The sequence below is a fragment of the Micromonospora inositola genome (genome assembly GCF_900090285.1).
Lineage (GTDB): Bacteria > Actinomycetota > Actinomycetes > Mycobacteriales > Micromonosporaceae > Micromonospora > Micromonospora inositola.
In genome coordinates this window covers 1,686,662-1,705,174 of the sequence record NZ_LT607754.1, presented here as the reverse complement: position 1 = coordinate 1,705,174, position 18,513 = coordinate 1,686,662, and the positions used below count along the sequence as shown (strand labels likewise).

Genomic DNA, 18,513 nt, shown 5'->3' with positions numbered 1-18,513 from the left:
GCATGAGCGAGAGCGGAGCGACTGAACGGGAACCGGACCCGACCAGCGAGCGGCTGGCCCACCACCAGGCCGGGTCGAGCGAGCCGGACGTGCTGCTCGACGTCCCGAAGGTGTCGGTCGACTCGATCCGGCTGGCGGTCGACGGGCTCGACGCCGACCTGTCGCTGCGCGCCCGGCTGGCCAACCTGCTCCAGCTCGACGCCGGGGTCCGGGTGCACCTGGAGGGCGTGGAACTGGACATCACCGGCGTGCACGCCGAGGCGCTGCTCAAGGTGCGGCTGGAGAAGCTGCTGACGATCCTGGACCGGGCGCTCACCACGATCGACCGCAATCCGCAGATCATCCAGGCGCTGGCCCGCACGGTGGAGACCAGCATCGACGACGTCAACCGGTCCGCCCAGCAACTCGCCGGGGCCGCTGGCCCGCTGGTCGGTCAGCCGGGGCAGCAGGTCGGCCAGGCGGGGCAGCAGGGAGCCGCCGGGGCGGCCCAGATGGCCGGTCAGGCCGGCGAGACGCTGCGCCACGCCGGCCGGAGCGTCTGGGAGGCGATCCAGGGCGGCATGGGCCAGCACTGGCCGAAGCGGTAGCGCCGCACCGGGCGCGCCGCCGTTCAGCGGATCAACTTGGCCACCTCTGCGCAGTACCGGCGGTCAAGGGTGCCGATGCAACGCCGTCAGAAGTTCTCGCGCGGTCGTGCCGTTGACAGCGCTGTCTCAGCAAACCAGTAGCGCGGTGGGGGCTTGATCGTCAGGATCGAGCCCGTGCTTTCTGATCTGTGGCCCCAATACGGCCTCACCATCTTCACGCCACGACTCGAGCTTCGCCTGCCCCGCGAGGAGGAACTGGCGGAGCTTGCTCACCTCGCAGGCAGGGGCGTGCACCGCGCCGACGAGCGTCCGTTCCTGACACCTTGGACCGACGGCAGCCCTGAGGATCGGGCGCGGTCCGTGCTGCAGGGACACTGGGGCCAGCTTGGAGGCTGGAGCGTGGCAGCGTGGCGGTTGGGGCTTGGGGTCTTCCGTCACGGAGACCCGCTCGGCGTGGTCACGCTTCGAGGACGCGACTTCCCGGTTGTTCGAGAGGTCACGACGTCCGCGTGGCTGGGAATCGAACATCAGGGCAGGGGCTACGGAACCGAGGCTCGGGTCGGCCTGCTGACGCTAGCCTTCGACCACCTCGACGCACGTGCCGCGCTCACCGAGGTGTTCCAGGACAACCATGCCTCTCAAGGCGTGTCCCGCAAGCTCGGCTATGAGTACGACGGCATCTCAGTTGACGCCCGCGGCGACGAGGCCGTCGTATCCGACCGCCTACGGCTTACCCGGGAGAGGTGGATTCAGGAAAAGCGGCCCGCGGTGAGGGTGGACGGGATCGCGGCTTGTCGGCCGATGTTTGGCCTCTGACAGTATCCGCTCATCAGCCGCTGGTCGGGCGTTGACAGCTCGCCGAGCGGGGCGCGTCCGACTCTGCCGAGTTGAGTGCGTCGCGGTCCGGGATCCTCGACGGTCGCGGGCCCAACCTGCCTCGCGCAGGATCCGATGGTTCCTCCTCGTGGCTCGATCGTCAGCACCCGCCAACCGTGGTCAGCGCCGTAGTCCTTCGGGTGCGTCGGTGCTGGACACCTAATCGGTTGGCACCACACCGCCTAACCGCATTACCGTGCCAGCCGTGCCCATCCATGATGACGAGATCCGAGCCACCGTCGGGCAGGTGCGCCGCCTGGTGGCGGCCCAGTGCCCGCAGTGGGCCGATCTTCCGGTGACACCCCTACCCGACGAATTGGAGGGCACCGACCACGTACTCTTTCGGATCGGCAACGAACTCGTCGCCCGTATGCCCAAGATTGCCTGGGCGGTCGACCAGGCCGATTCAGATGCGCGGTGGCTGCCCTTGCTGGTGTCCCACCTGCCTGTGCGGATTCCAGTTCCGCTTCACGTGGGCGAGCCGGGCGCGGGGTACCCGTGGCGGTGGACCGTGGTGCCGTGGGTCGTGGGGAGCACGCCTCCCAGGCTTGGCTGCGACGACGTACTCCTGGCCCGCGATGTGGCAGCCTTCGTTCGCGCCTTGCACGGGGTGGATCCGGCCGGAGGTCCGTTCAAGCCACCGGGTTCCCGCGGGTCCGCCCTGCTCCACGCCGATGAAGGCGTCCGCCGGGTGCTGCCCCGGCTCGCCGGGCATGACGACGGCTTCGATGTGACCGCGGCCGAGGCGGCCTGGGACGCCTGCCTGGCTGCTCCTGACTGGGACCGGGACCCCGTATGGATCCACGGTGATCTGCAGCCGGGCAACCTGATCACCGACTGCGGCCGACTGGCCGCGGTCATCGACTTCGGCGCACTCGGTGTCGGCGATCCGGCGCCGGACGTGGCTCCGGCGCTATGGACCTTCACCGGCGCGGCCCGGGAAGCCTACCGGGAGGCAATCGGGTACGACGACGCTACCTGGCGCCGCGCCTGCGGCTGGGCCCTCGCACCGTCGCTGACCGGCATCGACTACTACCGGCATACCTTTCCGCGAATGGCCGAGCACGGCCGCCGAATGGTCCGCGCAGTGATCGCCGAACTGGCCTGAGTGCCACTGCCAGCTTGCCTTTGCCTCTGGTCGGGGTGGCCGGATTTGAACCGACGACCTCTTCGTCCCGAACGCGGGTATGGCGCATCGTTGGATACCATCCGCTGCCGTCTTGCGCCCCTGAGCACGTCCACAATGCTGCCTGTTGACGTGTCATGCCAGCTGCTGCCGGTGGTCTCGCTGCCTTCTCGCTGCTTGCCGCCAATATTCAGGGGGCACAGGCCCGACTCCGGGCAGGCCGTGGCCGGGTAACGGGCTGTCACCTCCTCTATGTCGACGTCACGACAAGTCGGCGACGTCGCTTGCGCTCTACCGGCTATGTGACGGAGCCGCCGATGACGGTGAAGGCGATGGCGACGGGCCCTCGGTCGAGTTGCTGGATGCGGCCGCCCATGCGGAGCCAACCATCCAGGCCAAGGCGACGGCAAGGATCACGAAAGCCCCCCGCACGGCCGCCCAGAACGCCGTCAACCGCTGTGGTACGAGCGCCTTGGCCTTCTTGTAGTCCGACCAGGCCCGGTGAGCGACCTGATAGGCCCGGCCGGCCAGAAACCCGATCGCAACACTGATGATGACTAGAACGGACGCGTTCGTGGTCATCCATACACGTTTGCATGACACATCGCTGATAGTCACTGGACCGAAACAGCAGCAGCGGTGACGGGTTGCCGACAACCGCGCGTTAGACGAATGCCCTAAAGGGTCCTGACGGGACGGTCTGCGCATTACGAGTCGATAACCGACTGCCGATCCCTTCGGTGCTCGATGGGCGGTTGCTGCTGATCGTGTCCGCAGCTGTCCGCCACTGGTCGCTGGTTTGGCTGCTCCTCGGTGCGCCCACCTCTCGCTCCACCGCTTCCACCTCTGCACCGTCGAGCCCAACGACGAGACCTTCGATGAGCAGTCTCCGACAGGTGCAGGAAGTCGTCATGGCGGCATTCACCCTGCCGCGACGACGTCTGTACTAGCCAGTTGTCAGGCCCCGTCCCAGCCTCTTTGGTGACCGCCGGGCAGCCCCCGACGGAGCGGAACTTGTCAAGGTCGGTGGGACCACGAACCGGGCCTTGCTCCCCGAGTTCACATGGCCAGTGTGGCCGGGGCAGGCAAGGGCACCAGGGGCCTGCGCATTACGAGTCGGTCCCTCGGCGCTGGTCCACCGCCCGGTCCTCGTGCCCGACGTCCTGCCACGGTCCGCGATCGTCCGCCGATGGTCGCCGGTTTGCCCGACGACGAGATCCGCGTCTTGGCGCCGGTCGGGAAGCTGGCGACAGAGCGGACACGGTGAATCAGGTGGGAAAGCCACTCGCTTCCCCGGAACGGTGCCTGGCAGCATGTCCGGGTGAATTCACCCGTAGTCACCCTGCGCCCGATGCGTCAAGACGAGTACGAGAACTACACGGCGCGACGGGACCTGGAGTACGTCCAGTCACTCGCCGAGACAATGCCGGCCGAGACCGCGATGGAGAAGGCGCGACAGGATCGAGCCCTCTTCCTACCCCAGGGATTGGCGACGGAACGCCACCGCCTTCTGGTAGCCGAGAACACCACGGGCCAGGTCGTCGGCTACGCGTGGGTCGGGCTGGAGGAGCCACGAACCAAGACAACCGACTCGGCGTGGCTCTACGACATCAGCGTGGAAGAACCCTACCGGCGATCCGGCTATGGGAGAGCGATCCTCGCGGCCGTAGAGGCGGTGGCACGGGAAGCGGGTGCGACTCGGCTTGGGCTTAACGTGTTCGGCCATAACGCTCCCGCGATCTCGCTGTACCAGACGTGCGGCTACGAGGTCACGACCCAACAGATGGCGAAACGCCTGTAGTGGACAAGGCTGCCCGCAAACGGGCCGCGCCGGGCCATCCACGGGCCACAACCTGGTGTCACCGGGGGCCACACCAGGCCACGTGAGAGCGCATCGATCAGGCACAAGGCAGCACTCACAGCCAATCTTGTGCGATTCCCAAGCTGGCAGTCTCGCGAGCTGCTTCATATGCTGGCCACGTGTCGGAGGTTGAGCTGCCAGAGCAGCTGGCGCGACAGCTCGCGCAGGTGTGACCGCGGTCAGTGCTGTCGACTAGTGGCCGGCGGTCAGTTCGGCGGGCGGCCGGCGGCGCTCGCCGGGTCAGGTCGACTCGGGGGAAGGCCGGCGGCGAGCCGGTCAAAGGCTTCGCCGACGAGCGCTTGCAGGCCTGCGGTCCCGGTTTCCGGTGCCCAGACGCTGAAGGCCGCGCGGAACGCTGACGCCGCGGCGCCCGCGAGGAGCTGCGGGTAGAGACTGCCGCCTGTCTGCCCGACGCGATTGGCGAGGGCATCGGCGAGCCTGGTCTCGTTGCGGAACATCCCGTGGACGATCGTTGTGCGGAGTTCGGGGTATGCCGTGAGCACCCTGTCACAGGCCTGCCAGCCGGTGCTGGCGGTGAGGCTGGGGAGGGTCTGCTCGATCGCCTGGCGCACCGCGGTTAGCGGCGGCTCGGCGGCCGGGCGCGCGGCCAGTCCCGTGATGACTTCTTCGATGAGGTGCTTGTCCCAGGGCAGGAGCGCTTCCTCCTTTGCATCGAAATAGTTGAAGAAGGTCCGTGCGGAGACCCCGGCCGCCTCGCAGATGTCGCTCACCGTGACGGCGGCGGGGCTACGCTCGAGGAACAGGCGCACGGCCGCTGCGCGGAGGGCCGAGCGGGTCTCGGCCTTCTTGCGTTCCCGGAGCCCGGGAGCTGCTGCCTGCATGGAGACCAGGTCCTTTCGGCGATGTGCGAGTGTCAGCGTATCCGGCTGACATCCTACTGCACTGATGAAATCTTGCACTACTGCAAAATCTCTTGTAGCGTGGCGGTGTGACACAGGGGCAGACAGACAGAAAACGCGTCGGCGAAGCCGTGCGCACGCTCGCGACGGGCCTGTGGCTCCCGGCGCTCTTCCTGGCCGGGCTGCTCTTCTCCTACCTGCCGGCCTTCCATCACCCGGCGCCGCATCACGTCAGCATCGCAGTGGCCGCTTCGCCGGCCGCCACGGCGCAGCTGCAGCACGAGCTCGACGTGGCGGCGCCGGGTGGCTTCACCCTCCGGCCGACGGCCGACGCCGCCGAGGCCCGTGCTGCCGTCCTACACCAGAGCGCAGTCGCGGCATACGTGCCAGACGGGCCCCATCCCCTGCTGTACGGGGCCAAGGCGAACGGCGCCGCCCTGGAGCCGGTTATCCGCGAGACCTTCGCCGCCGTTGCGGAACGGGCCGGCGGCACGCTCGCCTTCCGCGAACTGGTCCCCACCGTGCCGGGCGATGCCTCCGGCTCCGGCCTGCTGTACGTCGTCCTTTCCTGCGTTGTCGCCGCCTACTTCATGGTGATCACCATGCAGCGCGCGGTGGGCTTCGGCCTGCGGGCACACGTAGCCACTAGCATCGGCTGGGGGGCGGTGACCGCCGCTGTCGCTTACCTCGCGGGCGCCTATGTGGTGCAGGCGATCCCGCCGAATCCGCTGTACCTGCTGTACCTGTTCCTGGTGACCCAGGCCGTGTCGCTAACCGCCTATGGCCTGGTGCCCTTCTTCCGCGGGTTCTTCCCCGGGATCGCGATCACGTTGTTCGTCCTGCTCGGCGTGCCCAGCAGCGGCGGCGCTGTCCCCGTCCAACTCCTGCCAGGCTTCTTCAGGTTCCTGCACCCGATCCTGCCCATGGGGAACGCGGTCGACGCCCTGCGCAGCGTCGGCTACTTCGGCAATAGCCAGCTGTTGCGGCCCACAGTCGTGCTCTGCGCCTGGACCGCTGCCGGCGTCACGCTCATCCTGCTCGGCTACCTCAGGCAGCGACGGCGCCTGGCGCAGGTGGCGGCAGACCAGACCATGACCGAGTATGTCCCCGGGCCCCCTGCGGAAGATCCCACGGTGATGCTGCCCCGGCCCGTCGCCCTTGCCCCACACCAGCACCATTTCGGCGACGAAGCGCCGATGCTGACCGGGCGGGTCACCGATCCGTCCGGTCAGCCGCTGCCAGGCACCACGGTCACCGTGATCGACACGCACGGCCGCCAGCTTGTCCGCACCCGCACCGACCGGAACGGAGAATACGCGGCCACTGGCTTCAGCGAGGTTGTCGCCGTGGTTATTGCCATCATGCCGGGCCGCCCAGCCGCGGTCGCGCAGCTTCTCCTCGATCCAGCGGCACCCGTAAACCAAGACATCGTCCTTGGCGCCCAGCTTCCTGAGACCCGCGAACCAGACGGTTCGGGACCTTGAGGACGGGTGACCCCTGCTGGCTAACCGGCCCGGCACCGGTCCCGGTCATCAACCCAGGACTGCGGGAGACTGCCGGTGCACGCTGGCCGACAGCGTCCACCCGTTCTTGCGCTCCAGTCCCGCGGAGGACCTCGCCCGCTACGCACGAAGCCTCAACAACCGCCCACGCAAACGCTCGCATACATGAAACCATCGGAGCGGCTCGCCGAGCTCCTTGCGCACACCAGTTGAACCCGTCCGAATCCGTCCCGGCACCTGCTTGCCAGTGGGCCTAGGAAGCGTGTCCAGGGACGGGGCCAGCGGGCGGAGACGTCAACGCATGCCAGAGCCGTTGGTATTCGGCTGGTTCTCCGATCGCCGCCCGGTGCTGCGGGTGATCGACGTAGTACCGGATGGTGTCGGCGATGAACCATGGGTGGACGTTGTCGATGCGCAGCCGCCGGCCCAGGGGGAGGATGCCGCGGCGGCGTACCAGTTCCGGTTGTGCGTAGGTCAGGGCCAGGGTGGCGGCGTTGACTGCGGGTCGGGAAGGGCGGCCGGGTGCCAGGGCCTCCCACGGCACAGTCAAGGAGCCGGTGAAGTCGCGTTGACAGACACCGTAAGGTCGCAGCTCGACGAGAACGCCGCGCCAGCCGGCGGCAAGGTGGAGACCGACGCCGACGAGGAGCAGGAACGGCAACACCATGAACAGGCCCACGCCGGTCAGGTGGCCAGTGCCCAGCATCAGTGAGGCCAAGAACGTGAGCCCAACGGCCATTGAGATCTGGGAGGCGCTCGGTTCAGTGGCGAACGCACGAACCTCGGGCTTGACCAGTAAGGCCGCTGGCCGTGTTCGGCGCCAGGCGAGCGCGGCCAGCGAATACGCCAGCAGAGTTGCGAGGAAGGTCGCGTTGCCCAGGATCAGATCCAGCCAGGGTGACAGCCGGCGACCCACGGCCAGGATCACGGCCAAGACAAGCGCAACGGCGAGGATCGGCCGCCGGTAGCGGACCGTGACGGCGAAGATCGCGGCCAACATGCCAGGAGCGTAGTCGATCTCGTCCACGCCCTTGGCCCCTCAATTTCCAGATCTTGTCAAGCGCCTGGTGGGACGCGGGTGCCAAGCATGTCCCGTGACACGACACAGGCACAGGCCACACGAGTTGCCGAATTCCGCTCTATCAGATCAAGGCGGCCCGCAAGCGGGCCGCGCCGGCCCGGCTCCGGCCTGCTGGCGACCTTCGGCCGGCATCGGCCGGGCCGGCCGGCCACGCTTCGGAACGACCAGACCATGAAGACCTCGGGGCTCCGCCCCGAACCCCGACCCTCCTCAGAGATGCCGCCCGCGGCTCACCTCGCCGGGCACCACAAGGGCTACCAGCCTCCTCGGACGGGGACCAGGTCGTTCGTCCGGCAGGGGCGCTCCACCTGGTCCCCGTCCGAGGAGGCTGGACGGTCTGGCGACTGCCCGACGAGGAGATCCGCTAAGCCAGCGTGCCGTCGACCCCGTCGTCCCGCAGAGCGGAAGACTGCCAGGGGGAACAGGTACCGGTTGGGGGCAACGCCAATCCGCCGCGCAGTCGGGGTAGCCACTGGAATTCAGGCGTGTAAAGATCGCGCCGTGCTCACCTCGTCAGCATCCCCCCCTGTCGCCGTCCTGTTGTTCTTTGAGCTTTTCGGCATCGCTGCCATAGCTCTAGGCATCGGAATAATCGTCACGCGGCGTGTCCCGTGGCCACTTCAGGGTCTCGCACCGCTGCCGTTGCGCAGAGGCAGCTCCGTCGCTCTGATAGGTGTCACTATCGTCCTGGGAGCGTCAGCGGAGTTTCCATCGACTCCGCATCCGGTCGCAGTAGCGCTGACCGCAGCGGCTTTTGTCACCGTCGCGGCCTCTGTGGCCTGCCTGATCTTTGTGCGGCGCTAGCAGCCACGTCGGCTAGATCGACCACTCCATGTTGACAGTCTGGGAGCCACGCGTGGGAGCCACCGGGGCGGACTGGACCGGACGGTACGGGACCGATCGAGTTGCCGAGCGCTTGAGGACCAGGACTAGGCGGACGGCATCGGACGGCCTTGACATGGTCTTGGGAATCTACGGATCAGATGGCGGCGTGCCAGCCATGTGCCAGTAGCCGGCGCCCCGAGCGGACACGAGTGGGCACAAGTCGTGGTCCAGTCCCCAGCTCCGAGCAGGCGTTTCGGGCATCCCGGGGCGGTGATCTTCGTCCTTCCAAACTGACGGCCTGGGTTCCGCGGGCAGCTTGAAACTAGTCTCCACCGCCACCCGCGCCCCCATCCGGCGGAGGGTGATGCATGTGGTCAAGCGGCCCGTCATCGGACCGGGAGTCTCGTGGCCTGAACAGACTGACCACCATGAGCACCAGGAGGGTCAGCAGAATCGCGACGACGACAACAACAAGCCCCGCCGTCTCAACCATCGACACCACCAGACGAGCCTATGAGTCACAGGGGGCGAGTCCAGGCGGCGCAGTCCGCATCTAGTCCGCAAGAGGGCGACGGACAGCGGGGGAGTGGTGAGAGGTGCCGAGAGGCGCCGCGCTGGACGCTCTACGCGCAGCGAGGTCGGTCCGTGCGATCCCCGTGCGACAAGAGTCGGCCATCAGCGGGATTCCGGGGTCAATGAGGGTCAGACCGGACAGGCGATTCCTCGGGGCGCAAAGCAGAGCGCCGACCGGCGTCTCCGCTGGTCGGCGCTCATGTAGCCCGGCGAAAGGCTATGTGGCCAGGGGCGGGGTCGAACCGCCGACCTTCCGATTTTCAGTCGGACGCTCGTACCAACTGAGCTACCTGGCCGTGCTGCTCGGCTCATGCTACCCGGAAGGCGGGTTCTCCGCCCGGAGGGCCACACGCTCCGATATACGCAGAACGCCGCGCAGCATTCGCGCGGCGTCAGCGCTTGCGGTCCTGACGGGACTTGAACCCGCGACCTCCGCCTTGACAGGGCGGCGAGCACTCCAACTGCTCCACAGGACCCAGCTCTGTTGCATCCGGCCGAAGCCGGACCGTGCCCCCAACGGGATTCGAACCCGTGCTACCGCCTTGAAAGGGCGGCGTCCTGGGCCGCTAGACGATGAGGGCGGCCCCGCCATCATTGCACATTCGCAACTTCAAGCGGACTTGCTCCCATCCGGCCCCGCCGGAGGCTTGGAAAGCATACGTGATGGCCGGGCGGTGAACCAAACCGGTATGGCCCGGGGCACGCCGGCGGGTAAAACCCCAGGTCAGTGCCGGTGTCAGCGGAGCCGGGAGATGCCGTAGCGGCGTTTCAGGTCGGGGATCAGGTGCTGGCAGGCGGCCAGCGTGGGCCGCCGGTCACCGCCTCCGTCGTGCATCAGCACGATCGCACCGGGGCGGACTGCGGACTCCACCCGCTTCGCGATCGTCGTCGCGGTCGGGTGGTCCCAGTCCTGCGGGTCGACGCTCCAGTGCAGCGAGCGCATCCCGAGCTGGCGGGCCACCGCCACCACCTCCGGGGTCCACCGGCCCCCCGGCTGCCGGTAGTACGGGATCCTGGCGTGCGGTACGGCCGCCCTGATGGCCTTGTCGGTGCGGACCAGGTCGGCCCGGATCTCCGCCACCGGTCGCCGCCCGAGGTTGATGTCGTGGCGCCAGCTGTGGTTGCAGAGCTGGTGCCCCTCCCGGGCGATCCGGGCCACCAGCTCCGGGTGGCGCTTCGCCCGGCTGCCGATCACACAGAACGTCGCGGTGACGTGGGCGGCCCGCAACTGGTCCAGGACCCGGGGGGTCCACCTGGGGTCCGGCCCGTCGTCGAAGGTCAGCGCCACCGCCCGGTCGCCGCTGGTGCGGCGCAGGCCGGCGGGGAGGGTGGTGGGCAGCGGCCGCAGCCGGGGCTTCGGCGGGGTGGTGCGGCTGGGCCGCGGCGAGGCGGTCGGCTTCGGCGCCGGCGGGGTCGCGGCGGCCGAGGGCGGCGGGCCGCCGGCCTGGGACGGGTTGCGGGCGGGGTCGCCGCACCCCGCCAGGAACAGGACCAGGCTGAGGCCGAACGCCAGCATGGCGCGTGAACGCATGTGTCGCTCCCGAAGGGGGGTCGGGGTACGCGGACGCACCGACGGTACGGGACGCGGCCCGGGATCGGGAGGGGCGGTCAATCCGTTGTCGACTGCTCCAGCGAGTCGCGCACGGCCAGCGCCAGCGAGAGCGCCTCGGTCAGGTCGACCGGGCGGACCACCCCGGCGGGCAGCGCGTCGGCCCGCCAGCCCGGGCCGGCGGGGAGCGCCAGCAGCGGCCGGCGGGGGGCCGCGAGCAGGGCGGAGAGCTGGCCCGGGTCGGCGGTGGTCCGGGTGTGCGACCACACCACGACAGCGACCGGCCCGGTCCGGGTGACCGCCTCGACCAGCGCTGCCACCGGCACCCGGGCGCCGAGCATCCGGTAGCTCGCCCCGGCCTCGGCCAAGGCGGCGGCCAGCGCCTCCAGCGGGAGGCTGTGCTGCTCCTCGTCGGCGCAGCTGAGCAGGATCCGGGCCGGTGCGGTGACCGGATGCGACCGGGCCACCGCGGCGAACGCCTCCGAGACGCACCGAGACACCAGGTGCTCCACCTCGATCAGCCCACCGGTGGCGGCGTGCCGCTCACCGATTCCGACGAGGACCGGGCGCAGCAGCCCGTCCCAGGTGGCGATCACGCCGTCGGCGGCGAGGGCGTGCGCGATGGTCTCGCCGATGGCCACCGAGTCCAGCCGCATGGCGGCCCGGGCCAGCCCACGGGCGACCGGCCCGGCCCGGCCGACGGGGATGGTCATCCCGCCGCCGTCCCGGGCGGCACCCGGCCGGGCCCGTGGTCCGGCGATGTCGACGGCGCTCCCCGCCGGCGCCTGGCAGGCCCAGCGGGCCGCCTCGGCCGGGGTCACCCCCTCCGCGGTGAGCCGTCGCATGATCTCCAGACGCGCGAGATCGGCCGGCGTGTAGCGCCGGTGGTGCCCCGGTACGTGCTCGCTGGGACCGAGGTCGTAGCGCTGGTGCCAGGTGCGGAGCGTGGTGACCGCGACGCCCAGCCGGCGCGCGACGGCCCCCGCGCTCAGCGCCTCATCGGCCACCTGGCCGCTCCGACGCCTCATCCGCCGGGCCGCCGGACGGGATCGCGGCGGTGCCGGGGGTACCCGGGACGGGACGCGCGGAGCGCCGCAGCCGGTTCACCACCCCGCCCAGCCAGGGTGCGTACGCGCGGGGGTCGACGTCGAGGTCGGCCTCCAGCTCGGCGGGGTCGACCCAGCGCAGCTCGGCCACCTCGGCGGGGTCGGGCCGGTTGGGCAGCCCGGCTGGCACGTCGGCGCGCAGGACGTGGTCGTACTCGAACTCGACGCGGCCGGTGGCCGGGTCCTCGGCGTAGTAGACGTACACCCCGATCTCGGTGAGGGCGACCGGGTCGACGCCCAACTCCTCGCGGAGCCGGCGGTTGGCGGCCTCGACCAGCGACTGACCTGGCAGCGGGTGGCCGCAGCAGGAGTTGCCCCAGCGGAGCGGGAACCGGGTCTTGGTGGCGGCCCGGCGCTGGAGCAGCACGCGGCCGTCGGGGTCGACGAGCAGCACCGAGAAGGCCCGGTGCAGCCGGCCGGGCGGCTGGTGGGCGGCGGCGACGGTGGTCTCGCCGAGCGGGCGCCCGGCGTCGTCGACCAGCTCGACCAGGTGTTCCTCGCGGGCGGTCATGGCCGGCCCTGCCTTTCGTTCACGACTGCGGGGCTCCGCTCCGCTGCACTCGTCGCGCTCACCGGGAGCCGCCGGTGATGCGGGAGGCGGCGAGCTTGCCGGAGATGAGGACCATCGGCACGCCCACGCCAGGCTGGGTGCCGGAGCCGACGAAGACCACGTTGTCCAGCGTGCGGTGCAGGTTCGACGGGCGGAACGGGCCGGTCTGGAAGAAGCTGTGCGCGGCGGCGAACGGCGTGCCGGCGGCCATCCCCTGCTCCTCCCACTCGGCGGGGGTGATCGTGCGCAGCACCTCGACGCCCGCGCCGAAGCCGACGTAGCCGCGCTCCTCCAGGGTGTCGACGAGCTGGTCGGCGTAGCGGCGGCTCAGCTCGCCGCGCCAGTCGAACGGCGCCCGCTGAAGGTTCGGCACCGGGGCGAGCACGTAGTAGGTGTGCCGGCCGGCCGGGGCGACGGACGGGTCGGTCCGGCTCGGGTTCGTCACCAGCAGCGACGGGTCGGTCATCAGCTCGCCTCGCCGGATCACCTCGTCGAAGGTACCCTTCCATGACCGTCCGAAGTGGATGTTGTGGTGGGCGATCTTCCCGTAGCCCTGCCTGGAGCCGACGTGCAGCACGACGCAGGAGGGCGAGTAGGTCAGCTTCCGCGCCCGGGCCGGGGGGAGCAGGTCCCGGTAGGCGACCGGCAGGTCCGGGTTGAGCACGACCACGTCGGCCGGGACGAACTCGCCGTCGGCGGTCACCACCCCGGTGGCCCGGCCGTGGGCGGTCTCCACCCGGGTCACCGTGGTGCCGTACCGGATCTGCACGCCGTGCTTCTCGGCCGCGCCGGCCATCCCGCGGGAGACCGCGTGGACGCCGCCGCGCGGGAAGCACACCCCGGCCACCGAGTCGAGGTACGCGATCACCGCGTAGATGGCCAGCGCGTCGTGCGGCGCCAGGCCGGCGTACATCGCCTGGAAGGAGAAGATCCGCTGGGTACGGGGGTCCTGGAAGAACTGGTTGATCTTCGTCTGGAGCCGCCGGAACGCCCCGCCGGCCACCAGCTTCAGCAGGTTGCCGGTGAGCAGGTCGGTCGGCGCGTCCAGGTTGCGCTCGATGAAGTCGTTCCGTTCCAGCTCCCAGAGCCGGCGCGCGTAGTCGACGAAGCGCAGGTAGCCGTCGGCCTCCCGGGCACCGCAGACCCGCGCGATCTCCGCCGCCATCCGGGTGGTGTCGGTGATGACGTCCAGCGTCGAGCCGTCCGGGTACCAGGCCCGGTAGGCCGGGTCGAGCGGGGTCAGGTCGAGCCAGTCGGACAGCTCCTCGCCGACCGCGCCCAGCGCCTCGGCGATCAGGCCGGGCATGGTGAGCACGGTCGGGCCGGTGTCGAACTCGTACCCGTCGACGCTGAGCCGGCCGGCCCGGCCGCCGGGCACCGGCTCGCGTTCCAGGACGGTCACCTGCCGGCCGATGCCGGCCAGGTGCAGCGCGCACGCCAGCCCGCCCAGGCCCGCGCCGACCACCACCACCCGGTCCGTACGTCCGTTCACGGTCCGCACGTGACCACGTCCCTCACAAAATTGCCCATCATGCCCGCCGCGCCGAAGAGCATCGGTCGCTGCACGGTGTAGCTGGCCGTCTTGTAGCGGGCCACCCGCAGCGCCCGGTCCACCGACCAGTTCGCCGCGTCGTTGTCGCCGAGCACGTCGAGGTACTGCCCGGCGACGGTCTCGATCCGCATCTGGTCGTAGCAGCGCCGGACGTCGAGCAGCCGGCTCGGCGGACGCGGAGCGCGTTACCCGCAACGGCGTCGTTGGCCATGTCGGCGAGCGTACCCTAGGGTTACGAGTTGCGTCGATTGCTGCGTCGAACCTCGAGGAGGGCCGGTGGACACCGATCTCACCGCCGCCTATGCCCGCTGCCAGGAGCTGCACAAACGACACGGGCGCACCTACTATCTCGCCACCAGTCTGCTCCCCGCTTGGAAACGGCGGCACGTACACGCACTCTACGGATTCACCCGGTACGCCGACGAGATCGTCGACCGGACCGAGGACCTGCCGCCGGCCGAGCGCGCCGCCCGGCTGGACGAGTGGTCGGCGCGGTTCGTCGCCGGGCTGCACGGCGAGCCGGTCGACGACCCGCTGCTCCCCGCCGTGCTGCACACCATCGCCGTCTTCGACCTGGACCGGGCCGACTTCGCGTCGTTTCTGAAGAGCATGGCGATGGACCTGACGGTCATGTCGTACCCGAGCTACGGCGACCTGCTCGACTACATGGACGGGTCGGCCGCCGTCATCGGCACCATGATGCTGCCGATCCTGGGCAGCTCCGATCCGGCGGCCGCCCGCGAGCCGGCCCGGCAGCTCGGCTTCGCCTTCCAGCTCACCAACTTCATCCGGGACGTCGCCGAGGACCTGGACCGGGGCCGGACATACCTGCCCGACGAGGACCTGGCGAAGTTCGACGTCACCCGCGACGACCTGCTCGCGGCGAGGGCGCAGGGCCGCGCCACGCCGCGGATCCGGGAGCTGATCGAGTACGAGGTGACCCGCGCCCAGGCCCATTACGCGGCCGCAGCGCCGGGAATCACCCTGCTCGCCCCCGCCTCGCAGGCCTGCATGCGGACCGCGTACGCGCTCTACGGCGGGATCCTCGACGAGGTGGCCGCCCAGGACTACGACGTCCTCGCGCGGCGGGCGCTCGTACCGCAGCGGCGGCGGATGGCGGTGGCCGCGCGGGCGCTGCTCACCCCCACCGGCGCGCCGGTGGTGATCCCCGGCCCGGCCCGCACCCCAGTCGCCGTGGCGTGAGCGCGCGGACCAGACCCGGCCGCTGCTGACGCGAGGCCCCGATGCTCCTGACTGGAGGGTCAGAGGCAGGAGTGCAGGGCCTCGACCAGCTCGTCCACCCGGTCGTGCTCCGCCAGTCGCGCGGTCGCGTACGCGAAGGTGTAGCCGCGCTCGGGATCGGCCCAGGCGCTGCTGCCGCCGATCCCGCCCATGCCCCAGCTGCCGTCCGGCTCCCACTGCATGCCCAGCGTCCAGTACGCCCGTCGGTCCAGCACCAGGTCCGGGCCGTCGTACTGGACCCGGGTCGCCTCGGCGACCAGCTCCGGGCTGAACAGGCGCACCCCGTCCAGGGTGCCGCCGGCCAGCAGGGCCGCGTAGAGGCGGGCCAGGGCGGCGGCGGTGGCGTGCAGGTTCACCGCCGGCACCTCCGCGCCCCGCCAGAGCCGGCTGTTGACCACCGCGACGTCCAGGCCGCCGGCCGGGTTGCCCAGCGCCCGGTCGCGCAGCGACCCCGGCTCGCCCGGTATCCGGGTCGGCCACCCCGGATCGCCGTACGACAGGTCGGCGCAGCGCCGCTGGTCCGCCGGACCGAGGCCGAAACCCAGGTCGAGGCCCCACGGTCCGGCGATCTCATCGGCCAGGAACCGGCCCACCGACCGACCGTCCACCCGGCGGACCAGCTCGCCCACCAGGTGCCCGTACGTCCAGGCGTGCTCGCCCGCGACGGTGCCCGGCGCCCATTCCGGCTCGGCGGCGGCCAGGTCCGCGCAGAGCAGCCCCCAGTCGGCGACCGCCTCCGCAGGTCGGGGGACCGGAAACGCCGGCAACCCGGCGGTGTGGCTGAGCACCTGCCGGACCGTCGCCGGGGTGCGGAACTCCGGCCAGTGCGCGGACACCGGGTCGTCGAGGTCGACCCGGCCCCGGTCGACCAGCAGCAGCAGGCAGAGCGCGGCCACCGGCTTGCCCACCGAGTAGACGTTCACCAGGGTGTCCGGCCGCCAGGCCGGCCCGCCGAGCAGGTCGACCGCCGGGGCGCCGTCGTACCGGATGGTCAGCGCCGCGCCGGTCTCCCGGCCGCTGGCGAACAGGTCCTGGAAGCAGTCCCGGACCGGGGCGAAGCGTGGGTGCATCCGGTCACGGTAGGGGGTCCGAGGTGTTACGGGCGCGGGAATTCGGCCCGGTGTGGTGGCCGACCCTCCGCCGGTGCGGAATGCTGGCGGGATGGCGGAGCCGGAACTGGTGGACGTGGTCGTGGTCGGGCTCGGGGTCGGCGGCGAGGAGGTGGCCGGGCGACTCGCCGAGGCCGGCCTCGACGTCGTCGGGATCGAGCGGGACCTGGTCGGCGGGGAATGCCCCTACTGGGGCTGCATCCCGAGCAAGATGATGATCCGGGCCGCGAACGCGCTCGCCGAGGCGCGCCGGGTCAACGAGCTGGCTGGCGCGGCACAGGTCCAGCCCGACTGGGCGCCGGTGGCGAAGCGGATCCGGGAGGAGGCCACCGACACCTGGGACGACAAGGTCGCGGTGGACCGCTTCGTCGGCAAGGGCGGCCGGTTCGTCCGGGGCAGCGGCCGGCTCGACGGCCCCGGCCGGGTCCGCGTCGGCGACCAGGTGTTCCAGGCCCGGTACGGGATCGTGCTCGGCACCGGCACCCGTCCCTCGATCCCGCCGATCGACGGGCTCGCCGACACGCCGTACTGGACGAATCACCAGGCCATCGAGGTGGAGGAGCTGCCGGAATCGCTGCTCGTGCTGGGCGGCGGCGCGATCGGGCTGGAACTCGCCCAGGTCTTCGCCCGGTTCGGCGTGCGGGTGACCGTGGTCGAGGCGGCGGACCGGGTCCTCGCCGTCGAGGAGCCGGAGGCGTCGGAGGCGGCCGCGGCGGCGCTGCGCGCCGACGGGGTGATCATCGCCACCGGGGTGAAGGCGGAGCGGGTCAGCCACGACGGGCAGAGCTTCACCGTGCACGGGGGCGGCGGCGCGGAGTTCACCGCCGAGCGGCTGCTGGTGGTGACCGGCCGCAAGGCGCACCTGGAGGAGCTGGGGTTGGAAACCATCGACGTCGACGCGTCGCAGCGCTACCTGCCGGTGGACGAGCGGATGCGGGCGGCCGACGGCATCTGGGCGGTCGGCGACCTGACCGGTGAGGGCGCGTTCACCCACATCGCCATGTACCAGGCGGCCATCGTCGTCGCCGACGTCCTCGACTACATGCGTCGTACGAAGGGCGGTCCGGACGCCAGCGGCACCGCCAGCGTCGTCGGCGGGGCGGCCGGGGTGGCCAGCGCGGTCGGCGGCGCGATGAGCGCCGGCGGGGCGACCGCCGCGCCGGGGAGTGTCCCGCGCGCCGACTACCGGGCGCTGCCCCGGGTCACCTTCACCGACCCCGAGGTCGGCGCGGTCGGGCTCACCGAGCAGCAGGCCCGTGAGCGCGGCGTCAACGTCCAGGTCGGGTACACGGACCTCACGTCGTCCGCCCGGGGCTGGATCCACAAGGCGGGCAACGAGGGCTTCATCAAGCTGGTCGCCGACGCGGACCAGGGGGTGCTGATCGGGGCGACCTCGGTCGGCCCGGCCGGCGGCGAGGTGCTCTCCGCCCTGGTGGTGGCGGTGCACGCGGCGGTGCCGCTGAGCCAGCTCCGGCACATGATCTACGCGTACCCGACCTTCCACCGCGCCATCGAGGACGCCCTCCGCAACCTGCGCTGACCCGATTCCCGGCGCGAGACAACCTTCCACGCCGCCGGCACGTGGAAGGGGCGTGACGGACCAAACGAAACCCCTCTCCACAGCGGATGCCGCGTACGTGGCATTCGTCGAGGCGGCCTGGCAGCGCCACCTCCGGCTGGCCATGCTGCTGACCGGCGACCGGTGGCGGGCCGAGGAGCTGCTCCAGGACAGCCTGGTCAGGATGTACGAACGCTGGCGCAAGCTGTCGCGGTTGGACGACCTGCACGCCTACCTCCGGCGTGCCCTGGTCAACAACCACACCTCCGTCTGGCGGCGGCGTCGCCGGGAGAGCCTGGTCGCGGAGGTGCCCGACCGGGTCGGGCCGGGCGGCGGCCTCGACCACGACGCCCTCGTACTGCGCCGGGCATTGCTGTCGCTGCCGCTGAGGCAGCGTGCGGTCGTGGTGCTGCGGCACTACGAAGACCTGCCGGAACGTGAGGTGGCCCGGGTGTTGGGCTGCTCGGTCGGCACGGTCAAGAGCCAGCACTCCCGTGCCCTGGCGAAGCTCCGTCACCTCGTGGAACAACCCTCGCACTCAGGAATCAGGTGAGAT

The 18,513-nt window shown here is 70.7% G+C and carries 16 protein-coding genes, 3 tRNA genes and 1 pseudogene; 8 read left to right on the top strand and 12 right to left on the bottom strand.

Annotated elements, in window-relative coordinates:
• Nucleotides 1–2: 2 nt before the first annotated feature.
• The 3 genes from GA0070613_RS08190 to GA0070613_RS08180 all read left to right on the top strand — a co-directional run bounded on the left by GA0070613_RS08190 (nt 3) and on the right by GA0070613_RS08180 (nt 2,571).
• A complete protein-coding gene (locus GA0070613_RS08190; RefSeq protein WP_089011745.1) occupies nt 3–587 on the top strand; it encodes a hypothetical protein in 585 nt (194 codons plus the stop codon).
• A 153-nt stretch (nt 588–740) separates the two neighbouring features.
• The gene (locus tag GA0070613_RS08185) at nt 741–1,403 is read left to right on the top strand and encodes a GNAT family N-acetyltransferase (protein WP_231929712.1); all 663 of its coding nucleotides are present in this window, start codon (nt 741–743) and stop codon (nt 1,401–1,403) included.
• A gap of 256 nt (nt 1,404–1,659) precedes the next feature.
• A complete protein-coding gene (locus tag GA0070613_RS08180) occupies nt 1,660–2,571 on the top strand; it encodes an aminoglycoside phosphotransferase family protein (RefSeq protein WP_157746298.1) in 912 nt (303 codons plus the stop codon).
• A gap of 309 nt (nt 2,572–2,880) precedes the next feature.
• On the opposite strand, the gene GA0070613_RS31935 is transcribed toward GA0070613_RS08180, so the two are convergent.
• On the bottom strand, nt 2,881–3,171 hold the full coding sequence (locus tag GA0070613_RS31935) for a hypothetical protein (RefSeq protein WP_157746297.1): 291 nt from the start codon (nt 3,169–3,171) through the stop codon (nt 2,881–2,883).
• A 739-nt stretch (nt 3,172–3,910) separates the two neighbouring features.
• On the opposite strand from GA0070613_RS31935, the gene GA0070613_RS08175 reads away from it, so the two are divergent.
• Nucleotides 3,911–4,390 carry a GNAT family N-acetyltransferase gene (locus GA0070613_RS08175; RefSeq protein WP_269459036.1) on the top strand — a complete coding sequence of 160 codons (480 nt, stop codon included), beginning with the start codon at nt 3,911–3,913 and terminating at the stop codon, nt 4,388–4,390.
• 266 nt (nt 4,391–4,656) lie between these two features.
• On the opposite strand, the gene GA0070613_RS08170 is transcribed toward GA0070613_RS08175, so the two are convergent.
• Nucleotides 4,657–5,292: a TetR/AcrR family transcriptional regulator gene (locus GA0070613_RS08170; RefSeq protein WP_089011741.1), complete on the bottom strand. Its 636-nt coding sequence runs from the start codon at nt 5,290–5,292 to the stop codon at nt 4,657–4,659.
• 107 nt (nt 5,293–5,399) lie between these two features.
• Between GA0070613_RS08170 and GA0070613_RS08165 the strand changes: the two genes are divergently transcribed.
• Nucleotides 5,400–6,794: a carboxypeptidase regulatory-like domain-containing protein gene (locus tag GA0070613_RS08165; RefSeq protein ID WP_157746296.1), complete on the top strand. Its 1,395-nt coding sequence runs from the start codon at nt 5,400–5,402 to the stop codon at nt 6,792–6,794.
• Nucleotides 6,795–7,065: 271 nt separating this feature from the next.
• Here GA0070613_RS08165 and GA0070613_RS08160 read toward each other — a convergent pair whose 3' ends face one another.
• The 9 genes and pseudogenes from GA0070613_RS08160 to GA0070613_RS08115 form a co-directional block, all read right to left on the bottom strand.
• Complete coding sequence (locus tag GA0070613_RS08160) at nt 7,066–7,839, bottom strand: hypothetical protein (RefSeq protein ID WP_089011739.1); 774 nt, start codon at nt 7,837–7,839, stop codon at nt 7,066–7,068.
• Between the two features lie 1,674 nt (nt 7,840–9,513).
• Nucleotides 9,514–9,587: transfer RNA gene (locus tag GA0070613_RS08150), tRNA-Phe, on the bottom strand.
• A 106-nt stretch (nt 9,588–9,693) separates the two neighbouring features.
• Nucleotides 9,694–9,767: transfer RNA gene (locus tag GA0070613_RS08145), tRNA-Asp, on the bottom strand.
• A 32-nt stretch (nt 9,768–9,799) separates the two neighbouring features.
• A tRNA-Glu gene (locus GA0070613_RS08140) sits at nt 9,800–9,872 on the bottom strand.
• Nucleotides 9,873–10,027: 155 nt separating this feature from the next.
• A complete protein-coding gene (locus GA0070613_RS08135) occupies nt 10,028–10,822 on the bottom strand; it encodes a polysaccharide deacetylase family protein (protein WP_089011737.1) in 795 nt (264 codons plus the stop codon).
• 77 nt (nt 10,823–10,899) lie between these two features.
• A complete protein-coding gene (locus tag GA0070613_RS08130; RefSeq protein ID WP_089011736.1) occupies nt 10,900–11,847 on the bottom strand; it encodes a MerR family transcriptional regulator in 948 nt (315 codons plus the stop codon).
• Complete coding sequence (idi, locus tag GA0070613_RS08125; protein ID WP_089011735.1) at nt 11,837–12,457, bottom strand: isopentenyl-diphosphate Delta-isomerase; 621 nt, start codon at nt 12,455–12,457, stop codon at nt 11,837–11,839. The genes GA0070613_RS08130 and idi overlap by 11 nt, the downstream gene beginning before the upstream one ends.
• A gap of 58 nt (nt 12,458–12,515) precedes the next feature.
• Nucleotides 12,516–13,997: a phytoene desaturase family protein gene (gene crtI / locus GA0070613_RS08120; RefSeq protein ID WP_089011734.1), complete on the bottom strand. Its 1,482-nt coding sequence runs from the start codon at nt 13,995–13,997 to the stop codon at nt 12,516–12,518.
• Between the two features lie 38 nt (nt 13,998–14,035).
• Nucleotides 14,036–14,233 (bottom strand): annotated as a pseudogene (locus GA0070613_RS08115) (polyprenyl synthetase family protein); the annotation flags it as partial.
• Between the two features lie 91 nt (nt 14,234–14,324).
• Between GA0070613_RS08115 and GA0070613_RS08110 the strand changes: the two are divergent.
• Nucleotides 14,325–15,251, top strand: coding sequence for a phytoene/squalene synthase family protein (locus tag GA0070613_RS08110; protein ID WP_089011733.1), 927 nt, complete (start codon nt 14,325–14,327; stop codon nt 15,249–15,251).
• A 59-nt stretch (nt 15,252–15,310) separates the two neighbouring features.
• Here the strand turns inward: GA0070613_RS08110 and GA0070613_RS08105 are convergent, their stop codons facing one another.
• A complete protein-coding gene (locus tag GA0070613_RS08105) occupies nt 15,311–16,360 on the bottom strand; it encodes a serine hydrolase domain-containing protein (RefSeq protein WP_089011732.1) in 1,050 nt (349 codons plus the stop codon).
• A 91-nt stretch (nt 16,361–16,451) separates the two neighbouring features.
• Between GA0070613_RS08105 and GA0070613_RS08100 the strand changes: the two genes are divergently transcribed.
• Both GA0070613_RS08100 and GA0070613_RS08095 read left to right on the top strand, forming a co-directional pair.
• On the top strand, nt 16,452–17,939 hold the full coding sequence (locus tag GA0070613_RS08100; RefSeq protein WP_089011731.1) for a dihydrolipoyl dehydrogenase family protein: 1,488 nt from the start codon (nt 16,452–16,454) through the stop codon (nt 17,937–17,939).
• A gap of 52 nt (nt 17,940–17,991) precedes the next feature.
• Nucleotides 17,992–18,510, top strand: coding sequence for a SigE family RNA polymerase sigma factor (locus GA0070613_RS08095; protein ID WP_231929711.1), 519 nt, complete (start codon nt 17,992–17,994; stop codon nt 18,508–18,510).
• Nucleotides 18,511–18,513: the final 3 nt, after the last annotated feature.